At 67.2% G+C, this 25,578-nt stretch carries 23 protein-coding genes and 1 pseudogene; 14 read left to right on the top strand and 10 right to left on the bottom strand.

The window, feature by feature from the left end:
* Positions 1-81: 81 nt before the first annotated feature.
* Positions 82-2,274 (top strand): RNA polymerase recycling motor ATPase HelR, encoded by a 2,193-nt coding sequence (gene helR, locus G6N53_RS16630; RefSeq protein WP_163890178.1) that lies wholly within the window; start codon positions 82-84, stop codon positions 2,272-2,274.
* Between the two features lie 8 nt (positions 2,275-2,282).
* Here helR and G6N53_RS16625 read toward each other — a convergent pair whose 3' ends face one another.
* Positions 2,283-2,714, bottom strand: a complete 432-nt coding sequence (locus tag G6N53_RS16625; RefSeq protein ID WP_205390395.1) for an Rv2576c family protein — start codon at positions 2,712-2,714, stop codon at positions 2,283-2,285.
* A 267-nt stretch (positions 2,715-2,981) separates the two neighbouring features.
* On the opposite strand from G6N53_RS16625, the gene urtA reads away from it, so the two are divergent.
* From urtA to G6N53_RS16590, 7 genes are all read left to right on the top strand, one after another.
* Positions 2,982-4,247 (top strand): urea ABC transporter substrate-binding protein, encoded by a 1,266-nt coding sequence (urtA, locus tag G6N53_RS16620; RefSeq protein ID WP_163890173.1) that lies wholly within the window; start codon positions 2,982-2,984, stop codon positions 4,245-4,247.
* 1 nt (position 4,248) lies between these two features.
* The gene (gene urtB, locus G6N53_RS16615; protein WP_163890171.1) at positions 4,249-5,133 is read left to right on the top strand and encodes an urea ABC transporter permease subunit UrtB; all 885 of its coding nucleotides are present in this window, start codon (positions 4,249-4,251) and stop codon (positions 5,131-5,133) included.
* Positions 5,130-6,236, top strand: coding sequence for an urea ABC transporter permease subunit UrtC (urtC, locus tag G6N53_RS16610; RefSeq protein WP_163890169.1), 1,107 nt, complete (start codon positions 5,130-5,132; stop codon positions 6,234-6,236). Before urtB ends, urtC begins: the two co-directional genes overlap by 4 nt.
* Positions 6,233-7,078, top strand: a complete 846-nt coding sequence (urtD, locus tag G6N53_RS16605; protein WP_163890167.1) for an urea ABC transporter ATP-binding protein UrtD — start codon at positions 6,233-6,235, stop codon at positions 7,076-7,078. Before urtC ends, urtD begins: the two co-directional genes overlap by 4 nt.
* Positions 7,079-7,771 (top strand): urea ABC transporter ATP-binding subunit UrtE, encoded by a 693-nt coding sequence (gene urtE / locus G6N53_RS16600; protein WP_163890165.1) that lies wholly within the window; start codon positions 7,079-7,081, stop codon positions 7,769-7,771.
* Between the two features lie 407 nt (positions 7,772-8,178).
* Entirely contained in the window at positions 8,179-8,445 is a 267-nt protein-coding gene (locus G6N53_RS16595) for a hypothetical protein (protein WP_163890163.1), read from the top strand.
* Positions 8,442-9,746: an APC family permease gene (locus G6N53_RS16590; protein WP_237166542.1), complete on the top strand. Its 1,305-nt coding sequence runs from the start codon at positions 8,442-8,444 to the stop codon at positions 9,744-9,746. The genes G6N53_RS16595 and G6N53_RS16590 overlap by 4 nt, the downstream gene beginning before the upstream one ends.
* On the opposite strand, the gene G6N53_RS16585 is transcribed toward G6N53_RS16590, so the two are convergent.
* Positions 9,722-10,945 (bottom strand): cation:proton antiporter domain-containing protein, encoded by a 1,224-nt coding sequence (locus G6N53_RS16585; protein WP_163890161.1) that lies wholly within the window; start codon positions 10,943-10,945, stop codon positions 9,722-9,724. The genes G6N53_RS16590 and G6N53_RS16585 overlap by 25 nt on opposite strands.
* 181 nt (positions 10,946-11,126) lie before the next feature.
* Here G6N53_RS16585 and G6N53_RS16580 point away from each other — a divergent pair, with 181 nt between their 5' ends.
* Positions 11,127-12,509: a DUF2254 domain-containing protein gene (locus tag G6N53_RS16580; protein ID WP_163890159.1), complete on the top strand. Its 1,383-nt coding sequence runs from the start codon at positions 11,127-11,129 to the stop codon at positions 12,507-12,509.
* Positions 12,510-12,524: 15 nt separating this feature from the next.
* Here G6N53_RS16580 and G6N53_RS16575 read toward each other — a convergent pair whose 3' ends face one another.
* Positions 12,525-13,052 (bottom strand): DUF421 domain-containing protein, encoded by a 528-nt coding sequence (locus G6N53_RS16575; protein WP_163890157.1) that lies wholly within the window; start codon positions 13,050-13,052, stop codon positions 12,525-12,527.
* 68 nt (positions 13,053-13,120) lie between these two features.
* Positions 13,121-13,954 (bottom strand): SigB/SigF/SigG family RNA polymerase sigma factor, encoded by an 834-nt coding sequence (locus G6N53_RS16570; RefSeq protein ID WP_163890155.1) that lies wholly within the window; start codon positions 13,952-13,954, stop codon positions 13,121-13,123.
* 392 nt (positions 13,955-14,346) lie between these two features.
* Here G6N53_RS16570 and G6N53_RS16565 point away from each other — a divergent pair, with 392 nt between their 5' ends.
* On the top strand, positions 14,347-14,829 hold the full coding sequence (locus tag G6N53_RS16565) for a copper chaperone PCu(A)C domain-containing protein (RefSeq protein ID WP_237166541.1): 483 nt from the start codon (positions 14,347-14,349) through the stop codon (positions 14,827-14,829).
* A gap of 6 nt (positions 14,830-14,835) precedes the next feature.
* Here the strand turns inward: G6N53_RS16565 and G6N53_RS16560 are convergent, their stop codons facing one another.
* On the bottom strand, positions 14,836-15,279 hold the full coding sequence (locus tag G6N53_RS16560; protein ID WP_163890151.1) for a lipoprotein LpqH: 444 nt from the start codon (positions 15,277-15,279) through the stop codon (positions 14,836-14,838).
* A gap of 106 nt (positions 15,280-15,385) precedes the next feature.
* Here G6N53_RS16560 and G6N53_RS16555 point away from each other — a divergent pair, with 106 nt between their 5' ends.
* Positions 15,386-15,733, top strand: a complete 348-nt coding sequence (locus tag G6N53_RS16555; RefSeq protein WP_163890148.1) for a hypothetical protein — start codon at positions 15,386-15,388, stop codon at positions 15,731-15,733.
* An 89-nt stretch (positions 15,734-15,822) separates the two neighbouring features.
* Here G6N53_RS16555 and hisS read toward each other — a convergent pair whose 3' ends face one another.
* Together hisS and G6N53_RS16545 are read right to left on the bottom strand one after the other, a co-directional pair.
* The gene (gene hisS, locus G6N53_RS16550; RefSeq protein ID WP_163890146.1) at positions 15,823-17,100 is read right to left on the bottom strand and encodes a histidine--tRNA ligase; all 1,278 of its coding nucleotides are present in this window, start codon (positions 17,098-17,100) and stop codon (positions 15,823-15,825) included.
* Positions 17,097-17,774, bottom strand: coding sequence for an MBL fold metallo-hydrolase (locus G6N53_RS16545; RefSeq protein ID WP_163890144.1), 678 nt, complete (start codon positions 17,772-17,774; stop codon positions 17,097-17,099). Before G6N53_RS16545 ends, hisS begins: the two co-directional genes overlap by 4 nt.
* 116 nt (positions 17,775-17,890) lie before the next feature.
* Between G6N53_RS16545 and G6N53_RS16540 the strand changes: the two genes are divergently transcribed.
* Positions 17,891-18,787, top strand: coding sequence for a peptidylprolyl isomerase (locus tag G6N53_RS16540; protein WP_163890142.1), 897 nt, complete (start codon positions 17,891-17,893; stop codon positions 18,785-18,787).
* Positions 18,788-18,931: 144 nt separating this feature from the next.
* On the opposite strand, the gene G6N53_RS16535 is transcribed toward G6N53_RS16540, so the two are convergent.
* Both G6N53_RS16535 and G6N53_RS16530 read right to left on the bottom strand, forming a co-directional pair.
* Complete coding sequence (locus tag G6N53_RS16535) at positions 18,932-19,690, bottom strand: GAF and ANTAR domain-containing protein (RefSeq protein ID WP_163890140.1); 759 nt, start codon at positions 19,688-19,690, stop codon at positions 18,932-18,934.
* Positions 19,691-19,748: 58 nt separating this feature from the next.
* Positions 19,749-20,426 carry a GAF and ANTAR domain-containing protein gene (locus G6N53_RS16530; protein WP_237166755.1) on the bottom strand — a complete coding sequence of 226 codons (678 nt, stop codon included), beginning with the start codon at positions 20,424-20,426 and terminating at the stop codon, positions 19,749-19,751.
* 259 nt (positions 20,427-20,685) lie between these two features.
* Here G6N53_RS16530 and G6N53_RS16525 point away from each other — a divergent pair.
* Both G6N53_RS16525 and G6N53_RS16520 read left to right on the top strand, forming a co-directional pair.
* Positions 20,686-21,546: pseudogene (locus tag G6N53_RS16525) on the top strand (alpha/beta fold hydrolase); the annotation flags it as partial.
* Between the two features lie 739 nt (positions 21,547-22,285).
* Positions 22,286-23,008 carry a GAF and ANTAR domain-containing protein gene (locus G6N53_RS16520; protein WP_237166540.1) on the top strand — a complete coding sequence of 241 codons (723 nt, stop codon included), beginning with the start codon at positions 22,286-22,288 and terminating at the stop codon, positions 23,006-23,008.
* Between the two features lie 181 nt (positions 23,009-23,189).
* Here G6N53_RS16520 and G6N53_RS16515 read toward each other — a convergent pair whose 3' ends face one another.
* On the bottom strand, positions 23,190-25,565 hold the full coding sequence (locus G6N53_RS16515) for a RelA/SpoT family protein (RefSeq protein WP_163890136.1): 2,376 nt from the start codon (positions 25,563-25,565) through the stop codon (positions 23,190-23,192).
* Positions 25,566-25,578: the final 13 nt, after the last annotated feature.

The following is a 25,578-nucleotide window of genomic DNA, read 5'->3' as shown; positions in this document are numbered from 1 at the left end:
GCGAACACACGTTCGATTACGCGTCAAGGAGGATGGTCGTAGGAGAAGGAGCAGTCGCGCCTTCCGTAGGTTGAGGGGCACATGTCGACTCAGGAACACACAGACCTTCAGGACCACGCCGCCGAACTGGCGTCCGAGAAGCGCTACATCGCCGGGCTCTACGAGCGGCTCGACGCCGAGCGCGCGCGGGTGGGACACCGCTACAAGTCGGTGTTGCGCGGCAGCGGGCAGACGCTGGTGGAACGCGATGCCGAGGTCCGCGCGCTGGCCAGGCAGATGTCCCGGCTGGATGTGGCCGACAGCGGGCTGTGCTTCGGCCGGTTGGACAGCCTCGCGGGGGAACGGCTGTACATCGGCCGGATCGGCCTCCTCGACGAGGAGAACGACTACGACACCCTGCTGCTGGACTGGCGGGCGCCGGCGGCCCGCGCGTTCTACGTCGCCACCGGCGCCTCCCCGGAGAACATGCGCCGCCGCAGGCAGTTCCACACCCGCGGGCGGCTGGTCCTCGACTACACCGACGAGACCCTCGGCCGTCCCGGTGACGGTGAGCGCGGCGGCTCGGGCGACGCCGCCCTGCTCGCCGCCGTCAACGCGCCCCGCGGTGACGGGATGCGCGACATCGTCGCGACCATCCAGGCCGAGCAGGACGAGATCATCCGCCTCGACCATCAGGGGGTGCTGGTGATCGAAGGCGGCCCCGGGACCGGCAAGACCGTCGTCGCGCTGCACCGGGTGGCGTACCTGCTCTACACCCAGCGCCAACGGATCGAGCACCACGGCGTACTCGTGATCGGACCCAACCCGGCCTTCCTCAACCACGTCGGGCGGGTCCTGCCGTCGCTGGGCGAATCCAATGTGGTGTTCCTGACCGTCGGCGACCTGGTGCCCGGCCTGCGGGCGACGGACGAGGATCCACCCGAGGCCGCACGGCTCAAGGGTTCGCGCACGATGCTCGACGTGCTCGACGCGGCGATCGCCGACCGGCAACGGGTCCCCGAGAGCCCTCTTCCGATCGAACTGGCCGACACCTCGGTGCGTATCGACGCCGAGACCGCCGAGTGGGCCATCCAGGAGGCCCGCGCGAGCAAGCAGCCCCACAACGACGCCCGCGCGGTCTTCACCGACGTCATCACATGGGTGCTCACCGAACGGGCGATCGCCAAGATCGGCCGGGGGTGGCTGACCCGTGAGGACCGTGCCGCATGGGAACATCTGCGGGCCGAACTGGTCGACGAGCTCGGCGACCACGCCGGGTTCGCGGCGGCGCTCGACCAACTCTGGCCGACGCTGACGCCGGAAACCCTTCTCGGCGAGCTCTACTCGTCGCACGAGCGGCTACGGGCCGCAGGCGCCGACCCCGCGCTGTTTCGCGCGCAGGGCGAGCGCTGGACGGTCTCGGACGTGCCGCTGCTCGATGAACTGGTGGACCTGCTGGGTCGCGACAAGACCGCCGATCAGGCGGCCGAGCGAGAACGTCGGGCCGAGGCCGAGTTCGCCGAAGGCGTGCTGGAACTCATGGTCAGCCGGGAAGATCTCATGGAGGACGAGGACCAGTTGCTGGCCACCGACATGCTCTACGCCGAGGACCTCGCCGACCGCTTCACCGAGCGCGACAACCGTGAACTCGACGAGCGGGCCGCCGCGGATCGGGACTGGACCTACCGGCACGTCGTGGTCGACGAAGCCCAGGAACTCTCCGAGATGGACTGGCGGGTGCTGATGCGACGTTGCCCGAGCAGGTCTTTCACCGTGGTGGGCGATCTGGCGCAACGCCGGTCGGCCGCAGGCGCCACGTCATGGGACACCATGCTCGAGCCCTATGTGCCCGGCCGTTGGATCTACCGGCCGCTGTCGACGAACTACCGCACCCCCGCGGAGATCATGAACGTCGCCGCCGCGGTTCTCGCCGAGTTCGCACCGGGGGTCAGGCCGCCGGACTCGGTTCGCGCAACAGGCGTCCAGCCATGGTCGCGTCAGGTCGAGGAGAGCGAACTGGGCACTGCCATCAACGAGTTCACCGCAGAAGAAGCAGCCCGGGAAGGCACCAGCATCGTGATCGGGCCACCCGGTGTGCCGGGCACCGTCACCCCCGCGGAAGCCAAAGGTCTGGAGTTCGACGCCGTGTTGGTGGTGGAGCCGGAACGGATCCTCGCCGACGGACCACGCGGCGCGGCCGAGTTGTATGTCGCGCTCACCCGGGCCACCCAACGTCTGGGAGTGCTGCACCGGGACCCGCTGCCGCCGGCCCTGTCAGGGCTGAATGCGCGGTAGCCGCAGGGCTACCACTTCGACAGCTGGCACCGCACGTTGTAGGGGTCGTCGTGCGCGACGAGCACCTGACCATCGACCGCGATGTCGCAGTGCGCGTTCGGCGCGGCCTGTCCACCGCGGGTGGTGCTGCTCACGGTCAGAATCGCCCACTGCGGATCCGCCATCGTGGTCTCGAACACCCACGGCACGCCGGGGGCGAGGTTGACCTTCTCGCGCTTGGCGAACGCGTAGGCGTCGGCGTTGAAGGCCTCCATGCTCGGCGGTTGAGACGTCAGATAGAACAGGTCGAACTCGTAGGCGCCCGCCGAGGTGAGCGTGTACCGGACCTGCTGACCGTCGGGCTGCGCACTCGCCGTCACCGGGCCGACCGCAATGGATGCGGCCGCCGCCATCAGTGACACCCCGAGCGCCGCCCCTACTTTGGCTGTGGCTGTTCGCATGATGGTCACATCGCCGGACGGTACCGGATCGTTACGCACAGGACAGTCCTCCGACGCCGGGCTGGGTTAACGGCAAACCAAGTGCCGGATTGTCCGCACGTTAATTTGTTCGTCACACGCAGACATTTCTCAGAAACACAGGCGTTCTAACGTCCCGATTCGACACCCGCTCGGTGTGGTCGCCTCGGCGCGAACTGTGTCCCGAAGCTACTCCGACTCGACGCCTCATCAGCGAATGAACGCTGTCGACAGCAAGAAAGGCCGTTCATGGAAAACCCCCGACGCACTTCCTTCAGACGATCCGCACTCACCGCAGGAAGTGTCGTAGCGGTAGCCAGCCTGCTGTTGGCAGGCTGCGGCAGCAGGGCAAGTGAAACCGATTCAGCAAATGCAGAATCCTGTGTGGACACCTCCGGTGACACCATCAAGGTGGGAGCGCTGAACTCGCTGTCGGGCACCATGGCGATCTCCGAGGTGACCGTCCGCAACGCCATCGATCTGGCGGTCGAGCAGATCAACGCCGACGGCGGGGTGATGGGCAAGCAGATCCAGGTGGTCGCCGAGGACGGCGCGTCCGAGCCGACGGTGTTCGCCGAGAAGGCCGAGAAGCTGATCAGCAGCGATTGTGTGGCCGCCGTGTTCGGGGGCTGGACGTCGTCGAGCCGCAAGGCGATGCTGCCGGTGTTCGAGAGCGCCAACTCACTTCTCTACTACCCCGTGCAGTACGAGGGCCTGGAGTCCTCCCCCAACATCTTCTACACCGGTGCGACCACCAACCAGCAGATCGTGCCGGCCCTGGACTACCTCAAGGAGCAGGGCGTCCAGTCGCTGTACCTGGTCGGCAGCGACTACGTCTTCCCGCAGACCGCCAACCGGATCATCAAGGCATACGCCGAGGCCAATGGCATGGAGATCAAGGGCGAGGACTACACCCCCCTGGGCTCGACCGACTTCTCCACGATCGTCAACAAGGTCCGCAGCGCCGACGCCGACGCGGTGTTCAACACCCTCAACGGCGACTCCAACGTGGCGTTCTTCCGGGAGTACCGCAATGTCGGCCTGACCCCGCAGGACATGCCGGTGGTGTCGGTGTCCATCGCCGAGGAAGAGGTCGGCGGCATCGGTGTGCAGAACATCGAGGGTCAGCTGACGGCCTGGGACTACTACCAGACCATCGACACACCGGTGAACAACGAGTTCGTCGCGGCCTACAAGGCCAAGTTCGGCGCCGACAAGCCGACCTCGGATCCGATGGAGGCAGCCTACGTTTCGGTCTACCTGTGGAAGAACACCGTGGAGAAGGCCCAGTCGTTCGACGTCGCGGCGGTGCAGGAAAACGCGGGCGGGGTCACGTTCGACGCACCGGAGGGCCTGGTCACGATCGACGGTGAGAACAACCACATCACCAAGACCGCCCGCATCGGGGAGATCCGCCCCGACGGCCTGATCTACACCATCTGGGAGTCCCCCGGCCCGATCGAGCCGGATCCGTTCCTGGAGTCCTACCCGTGGGCCGCCGGCCTCTCCGGCTGATATGGATGTCCTGATCGGGCAGCTGGCAACAGGATTGAGCCTCGGCTCGATCCTGTTGCTGGCCGCACTGGGGTTGTCGCTGACGTTCGGCCAGATGGGCGTCATCAACATGGCGCACGGCGAGTTCATCATGGCGGGCTGCTACACCGCGTACGTGATACAGCAGGTGGTGTCGAGTGCCGGTGCCTCGCTGTTGATCTCGCTGGTCCTCGGCTTCTTCATCGGTGGCGCGATGGGCGCTCTGCTGGAGGTCACACTGATCCAGCGGATGTACGCCCGCCCCCTGGACACCTTGCTGGTGACCTTCGGCGTCGGGCTGATCCTGCAGCAGGTGGCGCGTGACATCTTCGGAGCACCCGCAGTCAATGTGGTGGCCCCGGAATGGCTGTCGGGCGGCGTGGACATCCTCGGTGCCGTCGTGCCCAAGACCCGCATCTTCATCCTGGTGCTCGCCGTCGTCTGCGTCGCGGTGCTGGCCACCGTGCTCAAGACCAGCCCGATGGGCCGGCGGATCCGCGCCGTCGTGCAGAACCGCGATCTTGCTGAAACCAGTGGCATCTCGTCGCGCAAGACAGACATCACGACGTTCTTCATCGGATCCGGGCTGGCCGCTGTGGCAGGCGTGGCGTTGACGCTCATCGGCTCCACCAGCCCGACGATCGGTCAGAGCTACCTGATCGACGCGTTCCTGGTGGTCGTGGTGGGCGGACTGGGCCAGATCAAGGGCACCGTGATCGCGGCCTTCACGCTGGGCTTCCTGAACTCGTTCATCGAGTTCAACACCACCGCGTCGCTGGCCAAGGTCATCGTCTTCGTGATCATCGTGATCTTCCTGCAGGCCCGTCCGCAGGGCCTGTTCACCGTCAGGACAAGGAGTCTGGTGTGAGGACCCTCATCGGACGCTGGCAGACCTGGGCGGGCTTCGGGATCGCCGCGGTACTGCTGTTCGGGGTGGCACCGGTGGTGTTCTCCGAATTCCGGCTCAGCCTGCTCGGCAAGTTCCTGTGCTTCGCGATCGTCGCGGTCGGCATCGGCCTGGCATGGGGCCGGGGCGGCATGCTGGTTCTGGGCCAGGGCGTCTTCTTCGGCCTCGGCGGCTACATGATGGGCATGCACCTCAAGATCGCCGACGCGCAGGTGTTCGGCAACGATGTGCCCGACTTCATGCAGATCGCCGGCGTACGCGAACTCCCCGGCTACTGGGCGCCTTTCGCCTCTCCGGCGTTCACCCTGCTCGCCATCGTGCTGGTTCCGGCGGCGATCGCCGCGGCACTGGGGTTCGGCGTGTTCAAACGCCGGGTCAAGGGCGCCTACTTCGCGATACTGTCGCAGGCGCTGGCTGCGGCGCTGGCCATCCTGCTGGTCGGCCAGACCAGCCTCGGAGGAAGCAACGGCCTCAACCGGTTCCGCACGTTCTTCGGCTTCACACTCAGCGACCCGGCGAACCGGCGGATGCTGTACTTCATCGCAGCCGCGGTCCTGCTGATCGTGGTGGCCGTGGTGCGCCAGCTGATGCAGAGCCGCTACGGTGAGCTGCTCGTCGCAGTGCGCGACGGCGAGGAACGGGTGCGCTTCCTCGGATACGACCCCGCCAACATCAAGGTGGTGGCCTACACCGTCGCCGCACTGTTCGCCAGCATCGCCGGTGCCCTGTTCGCGCCGATCGTCGGCTTCATCGCCCCGTCGCAGGTCGGCATCCTGCCCTCCATTGCGTTCCTCATCGGTGTCGCCATCGGAGGACGCACCACACTGCTGGGTCCCGTGCTGGGAGCCATCGGGGTGGCTTGGGCGCAAACCCTGTTCTCCGAACGGTTTCCGTCGGAGTGGACCTACGCGCAGGGCCTGTTGTTCATCGTCGTCGTCGGGTTCTTCCCCGCCGGTTTCGCGGGTCTGGCGGTGCTGTTCAGGCGGCGACGCAAGGCCAAGGACAGCGTCGCCACCGAACCCGAGAAGGAACCCGACGCAGAAAAGGTGGGAGCCGCCCCATGACCGAAGCCGAGGCCATCTCTCCCGAACGCGGACCGAAAGCCGGCGGCAATGTCGGCATGGGCACCCAGTACCTCGAAGTACGCGGTCTGACAGTCGATTTCGACGGATTCAAAGCAGTCAGCGACGTCGACCTCACGCTCTTCCAAGGCGATCTGCGGTTCCTGATCGGGCCCAACGGGGCCGGTAAGACCACGGTGATCGACGCCATCACCGGGCTGGTGGGCGCCTCCGGTTCGGTCAGCAAGTCCGGGGTGGAACTGCTGGGGAAGAAGGTCCACCAGATCGCGCGTCGCGGCGTGGGCCGCACATTCCAGACCGCGAGCGTGTTCGAGCAACTGACCGTGCTCCAGAACCTCGACATCGCCGCCGGCGCCGGCCGGTCACCGTGGACGCTGCTGCGGCGGCGCCACGGTGTGCTGCCCGTGATCGAACAGGCCCTGGACACGACCGGGCTCAGCGCGCTGGCCGACAAACCCGCGGGCGTGCTGGCCCACGGCCAGAAGCAGTGGCTGGAGATCGGCATGCTGCTGGTGCAGAACGCCGACGTGCTGCTGCTCGACGAGCCCGTCGCCGGTATGAGCCACGAAGAGCGGGAGGAGACGGGAAACCTGTTGCGCCGCATCGGTGCTGAACGCACCGTCGTGGTCGTCGAGCATGACATGGACTTCATGCGGGCGTTCGCCACCTCGGTGACGGTCCTGGCGCGGGGGCAGGTCATCGCCGAGGGGTCAGTCGCGGAGGTGCAGGCAAACCCGAAGGTCCAAGAGGTCTACCTGGGAACGGCCGCCGCCGGCGCCGAAGCAGCCCGCGGCCAGACCGGTGAACAGACGGAGGTTTCCTAGATGCTGCAACTGGTCGACGTGCACAGTGGGTACGGCCGCTCCGAGGTCATCCACGGAGTGAGCATCGAGGTGCCCACCGATGGGGTAGCCGCGGTGATGGGGCACAACGGTGCGGGAAAGACGACACTGCTTCGCGCAGCGGTGGGCCTGCTCAAGTGCACTTCGGGCAAGGTGCTGTTCGAAGATCAGGACATCACCAAACTGCGCCCGTCCGCACGGGTGGCCCGCGGGCTGGCCTATGTCCCGCAGGGCCAGCAGTCGTTCGGGCAGCTGACCACAGCCGAGAATCTCCAGGTGGTCGCCGACGGGCGCAAGAACGGAAAGGCGCTGATCGACGAGCAACTCGATCTGTTCCCCGCCCTCAAGGAGCTGCTGACCCGGCGCGCCGGCCTGCTCTCCGGCGGTCAGCGCCAACAGCTCGCGATCGCGCGTGCGCTGATCACGACGCCGAAATGCCTCATTCTCGACGAGCCGACCGAAGGTATTCAGCCGTCGGTGGTCGGCGAGATCGAGGAAGCCATCACCGCGCTGACCGCGCGCGGGGACCTCGGTGTACTGCTGGTCGAACAGCACATCGGCTTCGCGCTGGAGTCCTCGCAGCAGTACTACATCATCGAGGCCGGCCGGGTCACCTCCAGCGGCACCGGCGGTTCGTCGTCCGAGGACGACGTGCGCGCCGCCATGGCCATCTAGCCTCTTCCCTTCTCCGCGAGCGCGCATGTCTGCACGCGACACGCCGCTGAATTCTGTGCAAATGCGCACGCTCGCGTCCGAATTCGGCAAGGTCGACGTTCAGGGTTTGTGCTCTGCGTTTCCCGGGTACGGCGCGATGGAGAGGATGCCCCCGAACGTGCGAGGAGGAGCGGCCGATCATCAGACCGACGGCAGCGAGACCACGGCCGACACAACGGCGAGGCGGGCGCCGCGGCCGGTCGCCGTCCGTGGCTGCCGTGTGGCTCACCGCCGGGGCTCTCACCGCCGCCGGATGCGTACCGTCCGCACCGGAGCCAACCGCACCCGCCGGATCGACCACGCCGCCGTCCAGCACAACCGCCGGCCCGCTGGCCCATCGGGACAGCACATCGTGGACGGCGCGCAGCATGGTCAATGCGCTGGCCGACGCTGGTCTGGCGGTGCCCAATCCGCTCGACGACACGGCCACGGAATGCCGGGCCGTCGGCTGCTTTCAGTCCGTCGTCACCGACACCCTCAGGATCAAGACGTTCCCGACGGCCGAAGACGCCGCACGTCATGCCGCGCCGCGCGGCCTGTACCGGACGGACACGATCGTCGTCGCCTTCGCTCCCCCGCTGACGGCGGCCGAGCGTGAACCCTACATGCGGACACTGGACAGGCTCACGAAGTGACCGACGGTCCGGCCAAGAAGTTGTCTCTGACCGGTTCGGTCGCCCTCGGAACCGGTGTGATGATCGGCGCAGGCATTTTCGCGCTGGTCGGCCAGGTCGCCGAGCTCGCCGGCTCCTGGGTGCCCTGGGCCTTCCTCGCTGCTGCGGTGGTGGTGGCGTTCAGTGCGTACTCCTACACCCGGTACTCGAGCGAGAATCCCTCGTCCGGCGGGATCGCGATGCTGCTCAAGGCCGCCTACGGGCCGGGGGTGATCGCCGGGACGTTCTCGTTGTTCATGTACGTGTCGATGGTGCTCGCCGAGAGTCTGCTCGCGCGTACGTTCGGCACCTACCTTCTGCAGCCGTTCGGGCTGCAGGGCTCGGCGGTGTGGGTACCCGTCCTCGCGGTCACGGCAATCGTGGCTGCGACCACGGTCAATCTTGTGGGCAACCAGTTGGTGGAAACCTCTGCCACCGCGACCGCTCTGATCAAGCTCGTCGGCATCGCCGTCCTGGCCGTCGCCGGCATCGCCGCGACCGGGGTCTCCGCGTTCTCCCGACTTTTCACCGGTGGGGACGGACAGCCGCCGCCCGACCATGGCTGGATCGGGTTCCTGGCCGGCACCGCGTTGTGCATCCTCGCCTACAAGGGGTTCACCACGATCACCAACCAGGGCGACGATGTCCGCGACCCGCGGCGAAACATCGCCCGCTCGATCGTGATCGCCATCGCGTTGTGCACGGCGATCTACCTGCTGCTGGCGGTGGCGGTGGCCGGCAGCCTGTCGGTATCGGAGATCATCGCGGCGCGGGACTACGCGCTCGCCGAGGCCGCCGCACCGCTGTTCGGGCGGTGGGGAGTGTGGCTGACCGTCGCGATCGCCGTCGTCGCCACCCTGTCCGGTTTGGTCGCCAGCCTCTTCGCCGTCTCCCGGCTCTACGACATGCTTCGTCAGATGGGCCAGGTTCCCGCCCTGCCGGGCTCGGTGAACAGACAGTCCCTGCTCATCACGGCGGCGCTGGCCATCGTGACCGCGGCGGCCTTCGACCTGAGCCAGATCGCTTCCCTCGGGGCGTTGCTGTACCTGTCGATGGACATCGCCATCCACTGGGGAATCATCCGCCACCTCAAGGACGAGGTCGATGCCAAGATCTGGGTGCCGGCGGTGGCCATCGGGCTCGACCTACTGGTGCTCGCGCCGTTCGTGGTGATGAAGTTCCGCACCGATCCACTCACGCTCGGCATCACGGTCGCCGTCGCCGGCGCGATCGTCGTGGCTCAATGGTGGGCCGTGCGTCACCGATCGAGCGAATCTGTCTGAGCCGTCGCACGACGATAGAGTTCGCGGCCGAACACGCCGGTGAGACCGAAGGCAATCGTGCTGCCCGCCAGGACAAGTGACCCGGCAGCCAGCACCTGCTCGTTCGCCCCGAGCCGCTCCGCCTCCATCGTCAGGTAGAACAACGCCGCCACCCCGACGGGGCCGAACCAACCCAGATACAGCGCGTCAGGAGGCCGCAGCTTCAGCGGCCTCTTCATCAGCAGCACGATCGGGATGCGGCGCAGCAACAGCACCGCGAGCAACAACGCCACGCCCTGCCACCCGAGTTCGACCCACTGCTGCCAGGGCAACGCAACGCCGAACAGGACGAACAACGGCAGCACCGCAAACCGGTTGATCGCCTCGTCGACGGAGTCCTCGGAGGCCCGCTCGCGGCCGGTGCCGACAATGTTGAACGCGACACCGCCGACGAACACAGCGAGGATGCCGTCCAGGTGCAGCAGACCGGCGGCTCCGAGGATGCCCAAAGCCAGCACCACGGTGAAGAACAACGCCGGCGCGCTGGCGGTGGCGCCATGACGCGCTCCCAGCCGGAGTGCGTGCCCACCCAGCCAGCCGATCCCCACGCCGAGTACCACGCCGCCGCCCACCTGCCATGCCGATTCGAGGAGCGCACCACCCGGCGTGAGCGCACCGGCCATCGTGACCGCCACCAGAACAAGAGGCAGCGCCAGGCCGTCGTTGGAGCCCGATTCGACGGAAAGCAGTTGGCGATCACGGGCCGGTAGGACACGCTCGGCGGCCTCGCCGGTGACCACACTCGATGACAGCACCGGGTCGGTCGGACTGATCGCCGCCCCGAACAGTGCGGCAGCCGCCAGCGGCATGCCGAGGATCGCCCACCCCAGCCCCGCCGACACCATGGCCATCACCGGCAGAACGAGCAGCAGCAGGATCAGCACCGGGCGAATGTGCCGCCGGATCTCGCCGAACGGATAGCGCAACGCGACCGCCATCACCGAAATCGCAAGCAGTACTCGGCTGACCTCGTGGAGCAGCGACTGCTCGGCTGCCAGCGTGGGCATCGTCAACACGCCAACGACCTGCGGTCCCAGCACGATACCGGCGACCAGGCCGAGCAGAGGCTCCGAGATCGGCAGGCTGCGCATCTTCGCCGACATCGTCGCGACCACGACCCCGAGCACGCCGACCGCGGCCAGCACTATGTCGAGTTCCACGTGTCAAAGACTCCCATGCTGGTGTCGGGGCAAGGGCCACAGCGGCGCACGAACTCCGCCAAAAGGTATGCCGCTGGGTGTCTCGGGTACTTGGATCACCCTATGCGTATCAAAGTTGCCCGGAATCGGCACGCACCGCGACGCCGATGACCCGTCTGGACATCGTCGAACGTCGACGCCGATGAGCGGCAACGGCGGCGGCGGGGGCAGCATCGTCGAGGCTGTACGGCAGCGGCGTACGGCATTCGTCGAGGGCTGGCGAAGCCGGCTGTGGCCGGTGCCCGCCCTGGGCGTGGTGCTCGCGTTCCTTGCCGGAATCGCCGTACCAGAACTCGACGGTGCGCTCGACGACAGCATGCCGCCGCGGTTGGCGGACTACATCTTCGGCGGCGGCGCAGACGCGGCGCGGGAGGTTCTCGGGGCGGTCGCCACGTCGCTGATCACCGTGACATCGCTGACGTTCTCGTTGACGGTGGTGACGCTGCAGCTGGCGAGCAGTCAGTACACGCCACGGCTGCTGCGGACGTTCGCATCGGATCGGTTCGTTCAGCGCACGCTCGCGTTGTTCCTCGCAACGTTCGTCTACGCGCTCACAGTTCTGCGTACCGTCCGCAACGACAGCGAGGGGGGTGCGGAGTTCGTCCCCCAGATCGCCGTCACGCTGGCCTACCTGCTGGCGATGGCGAGCGTGCTGGCGCTGGTCCTCTTTCTCGGTCATCTGGTCCGCCAGATCCGGATCGAGACGATGCTCGAGCACGTCTGCGCCGACATCAAGGACACCACCCACCGGGTGCTCGACCCACTGGACGAACACCCGGACCACGCATCGGCGCCGTCCCCGCCCCCGGGGGCGGGGCTGATCACCGCGCGCTCGTCGGGATTCCTCGTCGAGGTCGACGAGCAGGCGCTGCTGGCGGCGGCGGTCGACAACGACGCGGTCATCTGGCTCGACCGCCCGGTCGGGTCCGACGTCCTGGCGGGGGTTCCGGTGGCGTTCTGCTGGTCGGCGACCGGCTCGCTCGACGAAGAGCAGTTGGACGCGGTACGCAAGCGGGTGGCCGGCGCGCTGAGCACCGGTATCGAGCGCACCGCCACCCAGGACATCGCCTACGGGCTCCGCCAGTTGGTCGACGTGGTCGTGCGCGCGCTCAGTCCGGGGATCAACGACCCGACCACCGCGGTGCACGGGCTGAATTCGTGCAGCGCGACATTGTGCGAGCTCGCCGGTTACCGCCTGGGACGCCGGACCCTACGGGACGACGACGACGTACCGCGTGTGGTGGTGGCCCGGCCTGACCTACCCGACCTGCTCGACCTGGTCTGCGACCAGCCGCAGCTCTACGGCGCGTCCGATCCCGCGGTGCTGGCGAGGTTGCTGTCGATGCTGCGTGAACTCGCCTGGGTGGTGGTGCTGCCCGCACACCGGCAGGCGATCGCCGATCGACTCCTGCGTCTGGAGAGGGCGGCCGCCGAGCAGGATGTCGATCGCGTCGACCGCCGCATGTTGGAGCAACTGGCCCACCATGTCCGGGAGGCACTGGATCGCCGCTGGGCGCCCACCTGAGACGTCGACGTGGCCTCAGCGCTGTGGCGGCGCGGGGATGTCCGACAGCCCTTCCAACGCCGACCAGTCGCCGATCTTGTCGCCGCCGATGACGCTCAGGGAACCGTCGGTCTCCAGCACCACGGCGGCGATCTGGCTGATGTCGCCTTGTCCGGAGGACCGGATCGCCTGGTGGATCTCGTCGACACTGACCCGTTGACGGCGCAATGCGCCGTCGAGTAGGACGCCCTGTGACACGAGGACCGTCGGCCGCGCTGTCAACACCGAACGACCGGCCTTCACCCGGGACGACACCGTCGCCGCCAGGAACTGCAGCGCTGCCAGCAACGCGAATGCCGCGGCCCCTTCTGCGAAGGACACATCCGAGTTCAACAGGATCGTGGCCAGCGTCGAACCGACCGCCACCGTCACCACCAGATCGAACGCGTTGAGTTTGGCCAGCGTGCGCTTCCCGGAGATCCGTAGCACCACGATCAGCGTGACGTAGGCGGCGGCACCGACGAGCAGCACCCTGGCGACATCGGCCCATTCGTCGAACCACATGCCGCTCAACTACTTTGCGACACGGCGGTCAGAGCCGACGGCGGCCGGGCTGTTGGCGAGCTGATGATTCACGCGGCCTCCGCGGCCGGCGCGGCGACGCCGTCGTCCATCCGGTCCCGAAGCCGGGTCAACGTTCCGTCGAGCAGCCTCGATACCTGCACCTGAGAAATGTCGAGGCGCAAGGCGATCTCGCGTTGGGTCAGCCCCTGGAAGAACCGCATCCCGAGAATGGCCCGGCGCCGCGGGTCCAGTTCGGCGATGGCCTCGCGAAGCACCATGAGGTTCTCCACCGTTTCGTAGCCTGGATCGTCCACCCCGTGCGTCGCGCCGATACCGGTCGGCTCCGAACTGTCATCCGCCGGACGGGGCGCATCCAGCGACAGCGGGCGGTACGCCCAATGTGCGGAATGGGATTGGGCCACATCCTCGTCGTCCACGCCGAGCTCTCGAGCCACTTCGGGGTTCGTCGGTGAGCGGTTCAACCGCTGTGAGAGTGTGTCGACCGCGTGGCGCATCCTGAGCTGAGTCTCCTGCACCTTGCGGGGCACCCGCATCGACCACGTGCCGTCGCGAAAGTGCCGTCGCACCTCGCCGCGAATCGTCGGCACCGCGAAGGCCATGAAGCGCCCCTTGGCGGGCACGTACCGATCCACGCTCTTGACCAGGCCGATCCGGGCGACCTGGATGAGGTCGTCTGAAGGTTCACCACGACCGACGAAGCGGTAGGCGATGTGGTCGGCAAGCGGCAGACACTCCGTGATGATCCGCTGGCGCCACCGACAGCGCTCGCCGGGCGTGGAGCATGCCGCCAGCCGCTCGAACAGGTCCTCGACGGCAGACCAGTCGGGGTCTCGGGGGTCGGGATCTCCGGTCTTCACACAGTTGCGCTCCGCGACGTCCATGGTGGCCTCCTTCGGCGGCGCGGAAGAAATGTGGTGGCGGCTCTTCCGTGCGGTGGATCGGTCTGCAGTCCGCCTACCCCGATGAGGTGCAAAAACCTGACCGGGCCACAATCGTTGCCTAATCGCAATAACTGCCCGGTCACGGACGTCACGAGACCCGCGAAGCTCATCCGATCTGCACGAATCCCACAACCGGCTCTTAGGTTGCCGGGGTAGGCAACCGACGTTGCCATCTGCAGCGGGTATCAACGACGCACGGTGGGGAACCTGTCGTGCGAACCATGGGTTCTCGGCAGCCAGACACAGCGGGCAGGCGGGCGAGTGCGTACCGCGTCACGCCGCCACGAAGGGAGACAATGAGGGCGTCACAGTTTTGGAGAAGCGGAACCGCGTTGGCAGCGGCACCGGCGTTGGCCATCGGTGTCAGCGGGTGCGGTGAGGACGTCGTGCTGGATTCATCCAACCGCGGTTCGGGCTCGCACACCGAGAACACGAGCGTGGAGAACGCCTACATAGTGCCGACGTACGTTCCCGGCTACTGCGAGATCCAACTCAACGCCGGGGGCGCGATGCGCTTCACCGTCACGAACAACCGTCCGGCGGAGACCGAGCGGCTCCTCGGTTTGTCGACGAGCGCCGCCGAGCAGGCCCGCATCGTCGGCGCCGTGGAGATTCCGCCCAAGTCCACCGTCAGCTTCGGCGAGCCGAAGGTGGAGCCGGGCAATGACGAGGCGAGCCGGCCGGCGGTGTTACTGGATCGACTGGACCCGGATCTCAGGCCGGCCACCAACACCGACGTCACGTTCCGCTTCGAGCAAGCCGGCGACGTGACATTGCCGGTACCGGTGGAAGCGTGTCCCATCCAGTCGCAGTGATCTCCCTCAGCAGTCCGTCCGGATCTCGAATTCGGCGGTCGCGGATTCCGCGGGGTCATCCTGGTAGAACCCTGTGGCGGTCCCCGAAATGGTGAACGCTCCGTCGGCCACCTCGGCATCGGCCTCGACACCGACGGGGATGGCGGGACCGGTGATGTCGGCATTCCAGGAACTTCCGGTGAAACCGCCGAGGTCTTCGATGCGCACCAACCGGGCGACCACCGTCTCGCCGGTCCGTACCTGGGCACTGAAGCCCGGCGTCTCCTCCAGCGATTTGATGAACCAGACCCATTGGACCTGCTCGCATCGGATCCGTGGGTTCTCGGCGACCTCGGTGCCGTTGATCGACACCTGCGCGGTGCGGGTGCCCAGCGCTTCGTAGCCGCTCGCGCAGCCCGCGGCGACCAAGGCCATGGCCCCCATGGCGACAGCCAACCGTCTGGTGCTCATGCCGAGAAGTACCCGAGCGCCGCCGGGCCATACCGTCAAAAAGCACAAATCCGGTGATCAGGGCCGTCCGGGTATCAAGGTGCCGACTGCGGGTACCAGTGTCCGCATGAAGGTGCGACTGATAATCGTGGCCGCGGGCGCCGTGGCTCTGCTCGTCGGGATCGTGGGCCTGGTTGTTCCCGTGTCGGTGACCGCAGGCGAAGGCGAAGTCGTCAGGTGCGGTAGCGCGATCGCTCCCGACCTGTCCGCCGCCCGCGCCAATGACGACGCCAGTGAGGCGAACGTCCCGGTCTTCGGCGAGGTGCTCGTGGACCCGAACTACGTCCGGCTGTGTGAAAAGGACCTCGAGGACCGCCGGATGTGGACGATCACGCTCGGCGCCGTCGGAGCGCTCACCCTCGTCGCCGCGGGGGCGCAGGGCGCGGTGGCACGCAGATTCACGACGTCGCGCTGACAGCACCGTCACCGTCGGTGAGCGCGACGTTTTGCACGGCAGTACCCGGCGCGTCTACGTACAGACCCGCGCGCTCGCCGAAATGAAGGTCAGGTGAGGCGCGGAAGCAGTTCGGCCACAACGGCATCCGCGGCGATATCCTCCTGTTGGCCGTTGGCCAGGTTCTTCACGCCGACGGTGCCCGCCTCGATGTCGCGGTCACCGGCGACCAAAGCCAGCGACGCGCCTGACCGGTCGGCGGCACGCATGGCTCCCTTGAGTCCCCGGTCGCCGTAGGCCATGTCGACGCACACGCCGGCCCCGCGCAGTGCCGCCGCCAGAACCGCCAGCTCGAGCTTGGCCCGCTCCCCCAACGGCACGCAGTACACGTCGACCCGACCGGCCGAACCGACCTTCTTTCCCTCTGCGCGCAGCGCCAACACCGTCCGGTCGACACCGAGGCCGAACCCGATGCCGGACAGGTCCCGGCCGCCCAGCTGCTGCATCAGACCGTCGTAGCGGCCGCCGCCGCCGATACCGGACTGCGCTCCCAGACCATCGTGCACGAACTCGAACGTCGTCTTGGTGTAGTAGTCCAGCCCGCGCACCATCCGCGGGTTGATCACGTACGGCACCGCCAACGCGTCCAGGTGCGCCAGCACCGTCTCGAAGTGCTGCTTGGCCGCATCGGAAAGGTGGTCGATCATCACCGGGGCGTCGGCGGTCAGCTCCTGCATCTTCGGGCGTTTGTCGTCGAGCACCCGCAGCGGGTTGATCTCGGCACGCCGCCGCGTCTCTTCGTCCAGGTCCAACCCGAACAGGAAGTCCTGCAACAGTTCCCGGTACTGCGGGCGGCAACTGTCGTCGCCGAGGGAGGTGAGCTCCAATCGGAACCCGTCCAGTCCGAGCGAGCGGAAACCGGCGTCGGCGACGGCGATGACCTCCGCGTCCAGGGCGGGGTCGTCGACACCGATCGCCTCCACACCGACCTGTTGCAGCTGGCGGTACCGGCCGGCCTGGGGACGTTCGTAGCGGAAGAACGGGCCCGCGTAGCAGAGTTTGACCGGCAGCTGCCCGCGATCCAGACCGTGCTCGATCACCGCGCGCATGACGCCCGCAGTTCCCTCGGGTCGCAGCGTGACCGAACGCTCGCCACGGTCGGCGAAGGTGTACATCTCCTTGGAGACCACGTCGGTGGACTCCCCCACACCCCGCGCGAACAGCGCGGTGTCCTCGAAGATGGGCAACTCGATGTCGCCGTACCCGGCCCGCCGGGCCGCGGCGAGCAGGCCGCCACGCACAGCGACGAACTCCGCCGACTCCGGCGGCACATAGTCGGGAACGCCCTTGGGCGCCTGAAAGGAGACAGAAGGACCACGGTCAGTCACGGATTCAAACCTTCGAGAAACGGGTTGGCACGACGTTCGTCGCCGATGGTGGTGCGCTCGCCGTGCCCCGGTAATACCAGGGTGTCATCGTCGAGCACCAGCAGTTTTGTCACGATCGATGCCAGCAGATCACGACCGCTGCCGCCGGGCAGGTCGGTGCGGCCCACCGACTGGCGAAACAGCGTGTCGCCGGTGAAGGCCGCCGCGCCCGGACCCGCGCCGACACCACCGTCGACCCGGAACACGACAGAACCCCGGGTGTGTCCCGGGGTGTGGTCCACCGCCACCGTGACGCCGCCCAGTTCGATCTTGTCGCCGTCGCGATCGAGTTCGATCACCTGTCTGGGCTCGCGGAACATGGCGCCGAAGGCCATCTGCGCGATCCGCGGCCCGAAACCCTTGATCGGGTCGGTGAGCATGAATCGATCCTCCGGATGTATGTAGACAGGGCAGCCGTACGTGTCGCCCACCTTCTGCGCCGACCACATGTGGTCGATGTGGCCGTGGGTCAGCAACACCGCCGCCGGGGTGAGGCGGTTCTCGTCCAGAATCCGGCGCAGTGGCCCCATCGCCCGCTGACCGGGATCCACGACGACGGCGTCGGCGCCGGCCTTGGGGGCGAGCACGTAACAGTTGCACGCCAACACGCCCGCCGGGAATCCGGTGATCAACACTGTTCCAGCTTCCCATGGCCGGTTCCCGTCGCTGTTCACGAGGGTCGCGGCGCCCGTCGTGGACAACAGCTGGCACACTCGGTGCCGACCGGATCGAACGCGAGGAGGAACCGGCGGTGCCGACGAACGAACAACGGCGTGAGACAGCCAAGCGCAAGCTCGAACGACAACTCGAGCGACGGGCGGAGAACGAACGCAAACGCCGTATGTACACGATCATCGGCTCGGCCGCGGCCGCGGTCGTGGTGATCGGCGCCGTGGTGGCGACCATCGTCCTGACCAACCGCGATTCCGGTCAGCAGACCGCGTCGACGTCCGGCACCACCGCGACCACCTCGGAGGCGTCGCCGCTGGACGCGCCCGAGCCGGCACAGGCCGGTGGGCTGCCCCCGTTCCAGCCGCCCGAGGGCCTGGGAAGCGACTGCCAGTATCCGCAGTCCGCGGAGGAGGCCAGCAAGCCCAACGACGCGCCGCGCGCCGGCCGGGTGCCGACCGAGCCCGCACAGGTCAGCGCCAGCATGGCGACCAACCAGGGCAACATCGGACTGCAACTCGACAACGGCAAGGCCCCGTGCACAGTCAACAGCTTCGCCAGCCTGGCCCAGCAGGGTTGGTTCGACGACACCCCGTGCCACCGGCTGACGACCAGCGAATCACTGAAGGTTCTGCAGTGTGGCGACCCCACAGGCGCGGGCACCGGCGGTCCCGGATACCAGTTCGCCAACGAGTACCCGACCAATCAGTACCAGCCCGACGATCCGGCCTTGATGCAGCCTGTGGTCTACCCGCGGGGCACCCTGGCCATGGCCAACGCGGGTCCGGGCACCAACGGCAGCCAGTTCTTCCTGGTGTTCGGCGATTCGCAGCTGCCGCCGAACTACACCGTGTTCGGCACCATCGACGAGACCGGCCTGCAGACGTTGGACAAGGTTGCGGCCGAAGGGACGATCGACGGCGGCCCGGACGGCCCGCCGAAGCTTGACGTCAACGTCGAGTCGATCGCCCTGGACTGACCTGGCCGCCGGCGACACCTCCATCAGAGCGCGACACTTCCTCGGTCAACACCGCCCTAGCTGCCTGAACCAGTTGACCCACATCGGCAGTGACCCGCGCTCGAAGCAAAGAACACCGGCCGCGTCAGGCGTTGCGGTCGCGGGTCAGTGAGAATGTTGCGCAGGGACGCTCTCCATGGCTGCGAGGATGGGCGACCGGGCTTCGGTGTCGCTGATCAGGTTGCGGGCGGTCTCGGTGAGGTGCTCGCCGTGGGATCGGGCGTGGTGGCGTAGCAGGGTGAAGGCGTCTTCGACGGAGATGTCGAAGTGTTCGCGCAGGTAGCCTTTGGCCTGCTCGACGACGATCCGGCTGGCCAGCGCCGCGCGTAGTTGTGGCAGGACCGTGGTGGGGGTGGGGGCGTGGTCTTGCAGGATGGCCACGCAGGCGACGTGGGCCAGGGTTTGGGCGACCAGTAGGTCGGCGTCGTTGAGGTCGCCAGGTTGGGTTCCGAACAATCCGAGTGCGCCGAGTACGGTGCCGGCGGCGCGCAGGGGGACGGCGTGCACGGAGGCGTATCCGGCGTCGGTGGCGGCGGGCACGAACTGCGGCCAACGCTCGCGTTCCTCCGAAATGTCGGCCACGGTGACGGGTTGGCCGGTGGCGTAGCAATCCAGGCAGGGGCCTTCGTCGGCTTGGAGTTGGAGCAACTCCAGCTCGCGGGAGCGCTCGGAGGTCGCGGCCATCAAGTGCAGGTGGTGGCGTGGGTCGGCCAGCAGGAGGCCGGCCGCCTCGACGTCGAGCAGCGGGGTGCAGCGTTCGGTGAGGTCGGTGAGCAGTTCCACGACGTCGAAGTCGTCGAGCAGGCTGTCCACCAGCGAGACCACCGCGTCCAGGACGCGGGTTTCCCGATCTGTGTCGCTCATGGGTGTGTCCCTCCTGCGCCCGTCGCCTCGCCTACGGCGGTGACGCGGTGGTGGCGCATCAGTGTGGGTCCAGTCGCAGGCGGCGTTCCAGGATGTCGCGGGCGATTTCGGTGGCGCTGCGGCCGCTGGCGTAAGCGTGTGCCCGCAGCCGCACCAGCGCCACGGGGGCCGAAATGTTGAGTTGTGCCATCAGCATGCCGGTGGCCTGGCTGACCTCCGCACGGGTCAGAGTGTTCAGTTCGTCCCAGGCGGCGCTGCCCGGTGTGGCGGCGGCGTCGTGCTGGTTCTGCTCGAGCAGGTCCAGCATCGGCATTTGAGCCAGTTCGGCGGCCACGGTGACTCCGGCGATCTGTTCGGCTGTCAGCATGGTGGGCGTGGTCTGGAATAGGTCCAGGGCGCCGACGCACTGGCCGGCTACCGTGATCGGCATCGCGTACACCCCGCGGATCTGGCGGGCCAGCATCGCGGAACCGTAGGCGGGCCACCGGATTTCGGCGGGATCGGCGAGATCGACGACGACCACCGGCGCCTTGTGGGCCACCGCGTCCAAGCACGGTCCCTCGCCGTGGGTGAACTGCTCCTCGTCGTACATCCGTGCCGCCGGACCGCTGGCGCCCAAGGTGCCGATATTGGTGCCGCTGAACACCAGCGACACCGCCGCCGCGTCGATGTCCAACAGCCCCACGCAGGCCTCACAGAGCCGATCGGCGGCCCCGACACCCCGTTGCCCACCCATCGCGGCGAGCAACTGCTCCTCGATCGCCGGCATCGTCAACGCCCGAATCGCACGTTGGGAACGCAAAGCTCAAATCTCATCATGAGTCCATCCCCGAGCCCACCGACCAGCAACTCTTGGCCCGAAGGCTCGACGGGCCGAAGGCTCGATCCTCGAATACCCGATGTCGGGAGCCGGAAACAGGGCGTCATGGGGTCGGTGTGACGTGATCGCCGCACCGGATGCGTTTCAGCACGTCTGCGGAGGTAACCCACTCACAATGACCTACGCAACTTCCAGGACCGACTTCGAGTATGTCGAGATGCACGGTGAGCGGATCGCTTACCGGGAAGCCGGTAGCGGTGAGGTCGTCGTACTGCTGCACGGCATGGCCGGAAGCTCCGACTCCTGGCAGCAAATCATTCCCCTGCTCGCGCACCGCTACCGGGTGATCGCCCCGGACCTGCTCGGCCACGGACGCTCCGACAAGCCCCGCAGCGACTACTCGTTGGGCGCCTTCGCCGCAGGCCTACGAGACCTGCTCGACGAGCTGGACATCAGCCGGGTCACGCTGGTCGGGCATTCGCTGGGCGGTGGAGTCGCGATGCAGTTCCTCTACCAACACCCCGAATACTGCCAACGCCTCGTCCTGGTCAGCAGCGGCGGCCTGGGACCCGACGTGGGCTGGATCCTGCGGCTGCTCTCCGCGCCGGGTGCGGAGTTCGTGCTACCCCTCATCGCACCGAATGTGGTCCTCGCGATCGGAAACCGAATCCGTTCATGGCTGCGCGCGACACGGCTGGGTTCGCCACAAGCCGAGCAGAGCTGGCAGGCCTACAGTTCGCTCTCCGATCCGCCCACCCGGTCGGCCTTCCTGCGCACCTTGCGCTCGGTGGTCGACTACCGCGGCCAGTCGGTCAGCGCGCTGAGCCGACTGCGGCTACGCGCCGAGACCCCCACCTTGGTGATCTGGGGCGATCAGGATCCCATCATCCCCGTCGACCACGGCCACGCGGTTCATGAGGCACGCCCGAACAGCACCTTGACCGTCCTGCCGCGTCTGGGTCACTTCCCGCACGTCGAAGCGCCCGCCGAGGTCGCCGCCGCCATCGATGAGTTCATCACCGGCAGTCGTCGCGACGAGGAGTACGCCGCCGATCAGTTGCCGCCCACCGAGTGTGGAACTGGCGGCGGCGAGGATCTCCCCGAGGTCGTCCTCGAGCAGCGCTCGATCATCGAGGGCCTCGTCGAGGATCTCGAAGCGCGCCAGCAGACCGCGGTCGCAGTCGGCCTGTTGATGGGTCTGCGGGGATGCTCGCACACCGCCGCCGACAACGAATTCCGCGCCGCAGTCGACGAAACCGGCATCGCGGCCAAAGACCTCGCCCGGGCGCTCGTGGCCGAGGCCAGCACCGACACCACCGCCGACGCTGTCCCCACGCACGCTCATCGCGAGCAGGTACAGGCCCGGTGGGCGCGACTGCTGGCGGTCCGTGGCCGCGACGACAATCACGACAGTGCATCGATCCCCGCCCAAACGCGGGTCCGCTTCGGCCGCGAGAACGAGGCGATGATCTGCTGAGATGTCGGCGTCTCACCGCCAGCGCACGGCGCGACCCACGAATCAGACGACCCTTTGTGCGCCGACACGCCACGTTCTTACGACGCTGCAGACGCCGCCGAATTACACGACAGAGTGGCCCAGGGCCACGAATGGGGCCGCCCCAAGCCAGCGGAGGCCAAGGCACCCGCCACCAGGACACTGCTGAGACCCATCACCACGCCGCCACCGAAAAGGAAAGCCGCAACCGAGAGAATGTGGAGCCTTGATCGTCGGATTCCGTCTTCGGACCATCAGCGCGCTCGGACTGTAGTGTCTGATGCAGTTCGCCGCCGAGGGGGAAGTTGTGTTCATGTCAGAGGTTGAGCACAACGAAATCGTTGCTCAACTCGCCGCGTTGGTCGGTGAGCAGCAGCGCAGCGAGTCCCCGATGGCATCGGGGCTGGAAGAGCTTGTCGCCAAAGCCGCCAGCCACGTCCCCGGCACGCAATTCGTGGGGATGACCGTGGCTAGCCGTACCCAGGGAATCAGCACTGCAGCGGCCACCCATCCGTACGCGAAGACGCTTGATGAAATTCAGCAGCGTCACCAGGAAGGCCCGTGCCTCTCGGCGGCCTGGGAGCACCACACCGTCCGCATCGACGACCTGAAAACCGAGCAACGTTGGCCCCTCTACTGCATTGACGCACTTGCCGAGACTCCAGTGCGATCGGTGCTCGCCTTCGAAGTTTTCGTCAACGACGACATTCTGGCTGCGCTCAACTTCTACTCGGAACATCCTCGCGCGTTCGAGCAGGAATCCATCGAGCTCGGCATCATCTTCGCCACCCATACCGCGTTGGCGTGGAGCATGTTTCGCCGGAACGCCCAGTTTCGCAGCGCACTTGCCTCACGCGACCTCATCGGGCAGGCCAAGGGCATCCTCATGAACCAGTTCAATGTCGATGCCGTCCGAGCATTCGAACTGCTCACCCGCCTCTCACAAGACTCCAACACCAAACTCGTCGACATCGCCAAACAAATCGTCGACAACATCAACTAGCCCGCGTCCAACCCCTTTTACTGGGCCGGGCAGGCCGGGTTATCACGCTCAGCACCCGACGCACCACCGGCTCTCTTGAGGCGAGGCGTCTCGCCGGTGAATCGCTTTGCATTGGTGTCTGTGCTTTCCGAGGCCGGGCATGGGAAGGACCTCGATGACGACGTGCGGGAAATCGGGCCCCTCAGGCCGCCGAGGTGACGCGGTAGACGTCGTAGACGCCCTCGACGTTGCGGACCACGTTGAGTACGTGACCGAGGTGCTTGGGGTCGCCCATCTCGAAGGTGAACCGACTGATCGCCACCCGGTCGTTGGACGTCGTCACCGACGCCGACAAGATGTTGACCTTCTCGTCTGCCAGCACCCGGGTGACATCCGAGAGCAACCGGTGCCGGTCGAGCGCCTCCACCTGGATCGCCACCAGGAACACCGACGACGGAGACGGTGCCCACTGCACGTCGATGATGCGCTCTGACTGGTCTTGCAGCGACGTGGCATTGGTGCAATCGGTGCGGTGCACGCTGACTCCCCCACCGCGGGTCACGAACCCCATGATGTTGTCGCCCGGCACCGGCGTACAACACTTGGCGAGCTTGGTCAGCACCCCCGGCGCTCCGGGCACCGCGACCCCGACATCGTCGGTGCTGCGCTGCCGCATCGGCATGGTCGCCGGCGTGGAGCGTTCTGCCAATTCGTCGGCGGCTTCGTCGTCACCACCGAGCTGGGCGACGAGTCGCTGGACCACATGTCGCGCCGAGACGTGCCCCTCGCCGACCGCGGTGTAGAGGGCGGAGACGTCGAGATAGCGCAGCTCCCGCGCCAACGCGCCCATGGATTCGCCGGTCATCAACCGCTGCAACGGAAGTCCGCCGCGGCGCACCTCCCGGGCGATCGCGTCCTTGCCGGCTTCCAGCGCTTCCTCGCGGCGCTCCTTGGCGAACCACTGCCGGATCTTGGCCTTGGCCCGCGGCGACACCACGAACATCTGCCAGTCGCGCGACGGGCCCGCGTTGGGCGCTTTGGACGTGAAGATCTCGACCAGTTCCCCGTTTTCGAGCTTGCGCTCCAACGCCACCAGCCGGCCGTTCACCCGGGCGCCGATACAGCGGTGCCCGACCTCGGTGTGCACTGCGTAGGCGAAGTCCACCGGCGTGGAACCGGCGGGCAGGGTGACCACATCGCCCTTCGGGGTGAAGACGAAGATCTCCTGCACCGCAAGGTCGTAGCGCAGCGACTCGAGGAACTCCCCGGGGTCGGCCGCCTCCCGCTGCCAGTCGAGCAGCTGACGCATCCAGGCCATGTCGTCGATCTCGGCGGCGGCGTGGCCGGTCGGCAACCCGTTGCGTCCCTTGACCTCTTTGTAGCGCCAGTGCGCAGCGATGCCGTACTCGGCGGTGCGGTGCATATCGCGGGTGCGGATCTGCACCTCCAGCGGCTTACCCTCAGGCCCCACGACGGTGGTGTGCAGCGACTGGTACACCCCGTAACGGGGCTGGGCGATGTAGTCCTTGAAGCGCCCCGCCATCGGCTGCCACAGCGAGTGCACCACGCCGACGGCGGCGTAACAGTCCCGGATCTCGTCGCACAGGATGCGCACGCCCACCAGATCGTGGATGTCGTCGAAGTCGCGCCCTTTGACGATCATCTTCTGGTAGATCGACCAGTAGTGCTTGGGCCGGCCCTCCACCACCGCGCTGATCTTCGATGCGGTCAGCCTGGCGTTGATCTCGGCCCGCACCTTGGCCAGATAGATGTCGCGCGACGGCGCCCTGCCGGCGACCAGGCGCACGATCTCCTCGTACTTCTTCGGATGCAGAATTGCGAACGAAAGATCCTCGAGTTCCCATTTCACCGTCGCCATGCCCAGCCGGTGCGCCAGTGGCGCAATCACTTCCAGCGTCTCGCGGGCTTTGCGGGCCTGCTTCTCCGGGGGCAGGAATCGCATGGTGCGCATGTTGTGCAGCCGGTCGGCAACCTTGATCACCAATACCCGCGGGTCGCGCGCCATCGCGATGATCATCTTGCGGATGGTCTCGCCCTCGGCCGCGTTGCCCAGCGTCACTCTGTCCAACTTGGTGACGCCGTCGACGAGGTGGCCGACCTCGGTGCCGAACTCCTCGGTGAGCGCCTCCAGCGTGTAGCCGGTGTCTTCGACGGTGTCGTGCAGCAGCGCCGCGATCAGCGTGGTGGTGTCCATCTCGAGCTCGGCCAAGATGTTGGCGACGGCCAGCGGATGGGTGATGTACGGATCCCCGGATTTGCGTAATTGGTCGGCGTGGCGCTGCTCGGCAACCTCGTAGGCCCGTTGCAGCAGGGTGAGGTCCGCCTTCGGGTAGATCTCGCGGTGCAGGGCGACCAGGGGCTCGAGCACCGGGTTGACGGTGCTGCGCTGGGAAGTCATCCGGCGCGCCAACCTGGCCCGTACCCGCCGTGAGGCACTGGTCGGCACCTTCGACGGATCGGCCTTGGGCAGCTCCATCGGCTGGGTCTCGGGGCTCTGCACACCCACGCCGGCCGGCGGTTGCGCGGCCTGGGGCGGGCGGGGGTCCTCGCTGGCCATGCTCACCTCCGAT

It is taken from the genome of Mycolicibacterium hippocampi, from assembly GCF_010723735.1.
GTDB lineage: Bacteria > Actinomycetota > Actinomycetes > Mycobacteriales > Mycobacteriaceae > Mycobacterium > Mycobacterium hippocampi.
This window is presented reverse-complemented; position numbering and strand designations above follow the sequence as displayed.

Bases quoted from the DNA above. Each gene is read 5' to 3' on its own strand.
- helR (WP_163890178.1), top strand. From the start codon at position 82: ATGTCGACTCAGGAACACACAGACCTTCAGGACCACGCCGCCGAACTG.
- G6N53_RS16625 (WP_205390395.1), bottom strand. From the start codon at position 2,714: ATGCGAACAGCCACAGCCAAAGTAGGGGCGGCGCTCGGGGTGTCACTG.
- urtA (WP_163890173.1), top strand. From the start codon at position 2,982: ATGGAAAACCCCCGACGCACTTCCTTCAGACGATCCGCACTCACCGCA.
- urtB (WP_163890171.1), top strand. From the start codon at position 4,249: ATGGATGTCCTGATCGGGCAGCTGGCAACAGGATTGAGCCTCGGCTCG.
- urtD (WP_163890167.1), top strand. From the start codon at position 6,233: ATGACCGAAGCCGAGGCCATCTCTCCCGAACGCGGACCGAAAGCCGGC.
- urtE (WP_163890165.1), top strand. From the start codon at position 7,079: ATGCTGCAACTGGTCGACGTGCACAGTGGGTACGGCCGCTCCGAGGTC.
- G6N53_RS16595 (WP_163890163.1), top strand. From the start codon at position 8,179: ATGGTCAATGCGCTGGCCGACGCTGGTCTGGCGGTGCCCAATCCGCTC.
- G6N53_RS16580 (WP_163890159.1), top strand. From the start codon at position 11,127: ATGAGCGGCAACGGCGGCGGCGGGGGCAGCATCGTCGAGGCTGTACGG.
- G6N53_RS16575 (WP_163890157.1), bottom strand. From the start codon at position 13,052: ATGTGGTTCGACGAATGGGCCGATGTCGCCAGGGTGCTGCTCGTCGGT.
- G6N53_RS16570 (WP_163890155.1), bottom strand. From the start codon at position 13,954: ATGGACGTCGCGGAGCGCAACTGTGTGAAGACCGGAGATCCCGACCCC.
- G6N53_RS16560 (WP_163890151.1), bottom strand. From the start codon at position 15,279: ATGAGCACCAGACGGTTGGCTGTCGCCATGGGGGCCATGGCCTTGGTC.
- G6N53_RS16555 (WP_163890148.1), top strand. From the start codon at position 15,386: ATGAAGGTGCGACTGATAATCGTGGCCGCGGGCGCCGTGGCTCTGCTC.
- G6N53_RS16535 (WP_163890140.1), bottom strand. From the start codon at position 19,690: ATGAGCGACACAGATCGGGAAACCCGCGTCCTGGACGCGGTGGTCTCG.
- G6N53_RS16530 (WP_237166755.1), bottom strand. From the start codon at position 20,426: ATGGGTGGGCAACGGGGTGTCGGGGCCGCCGATCGGCTCTGTGAGGCC.
- G6N53_RS16520 (WP_237166540.1), top strand. From the start codon at position 22,286: ATGCAGTTCGCCGCCGAGGGGGAAGTTGTGTTCATGTCAGAGGTTGAG.
- G6N53_RS16515 (WP_163890136.1), bottom strand. From the start codon at position 25,565: ATGGCCAGCGAGGACCCCCGCCCGCCCCAGGCCGCGCAACCGCCGGCC.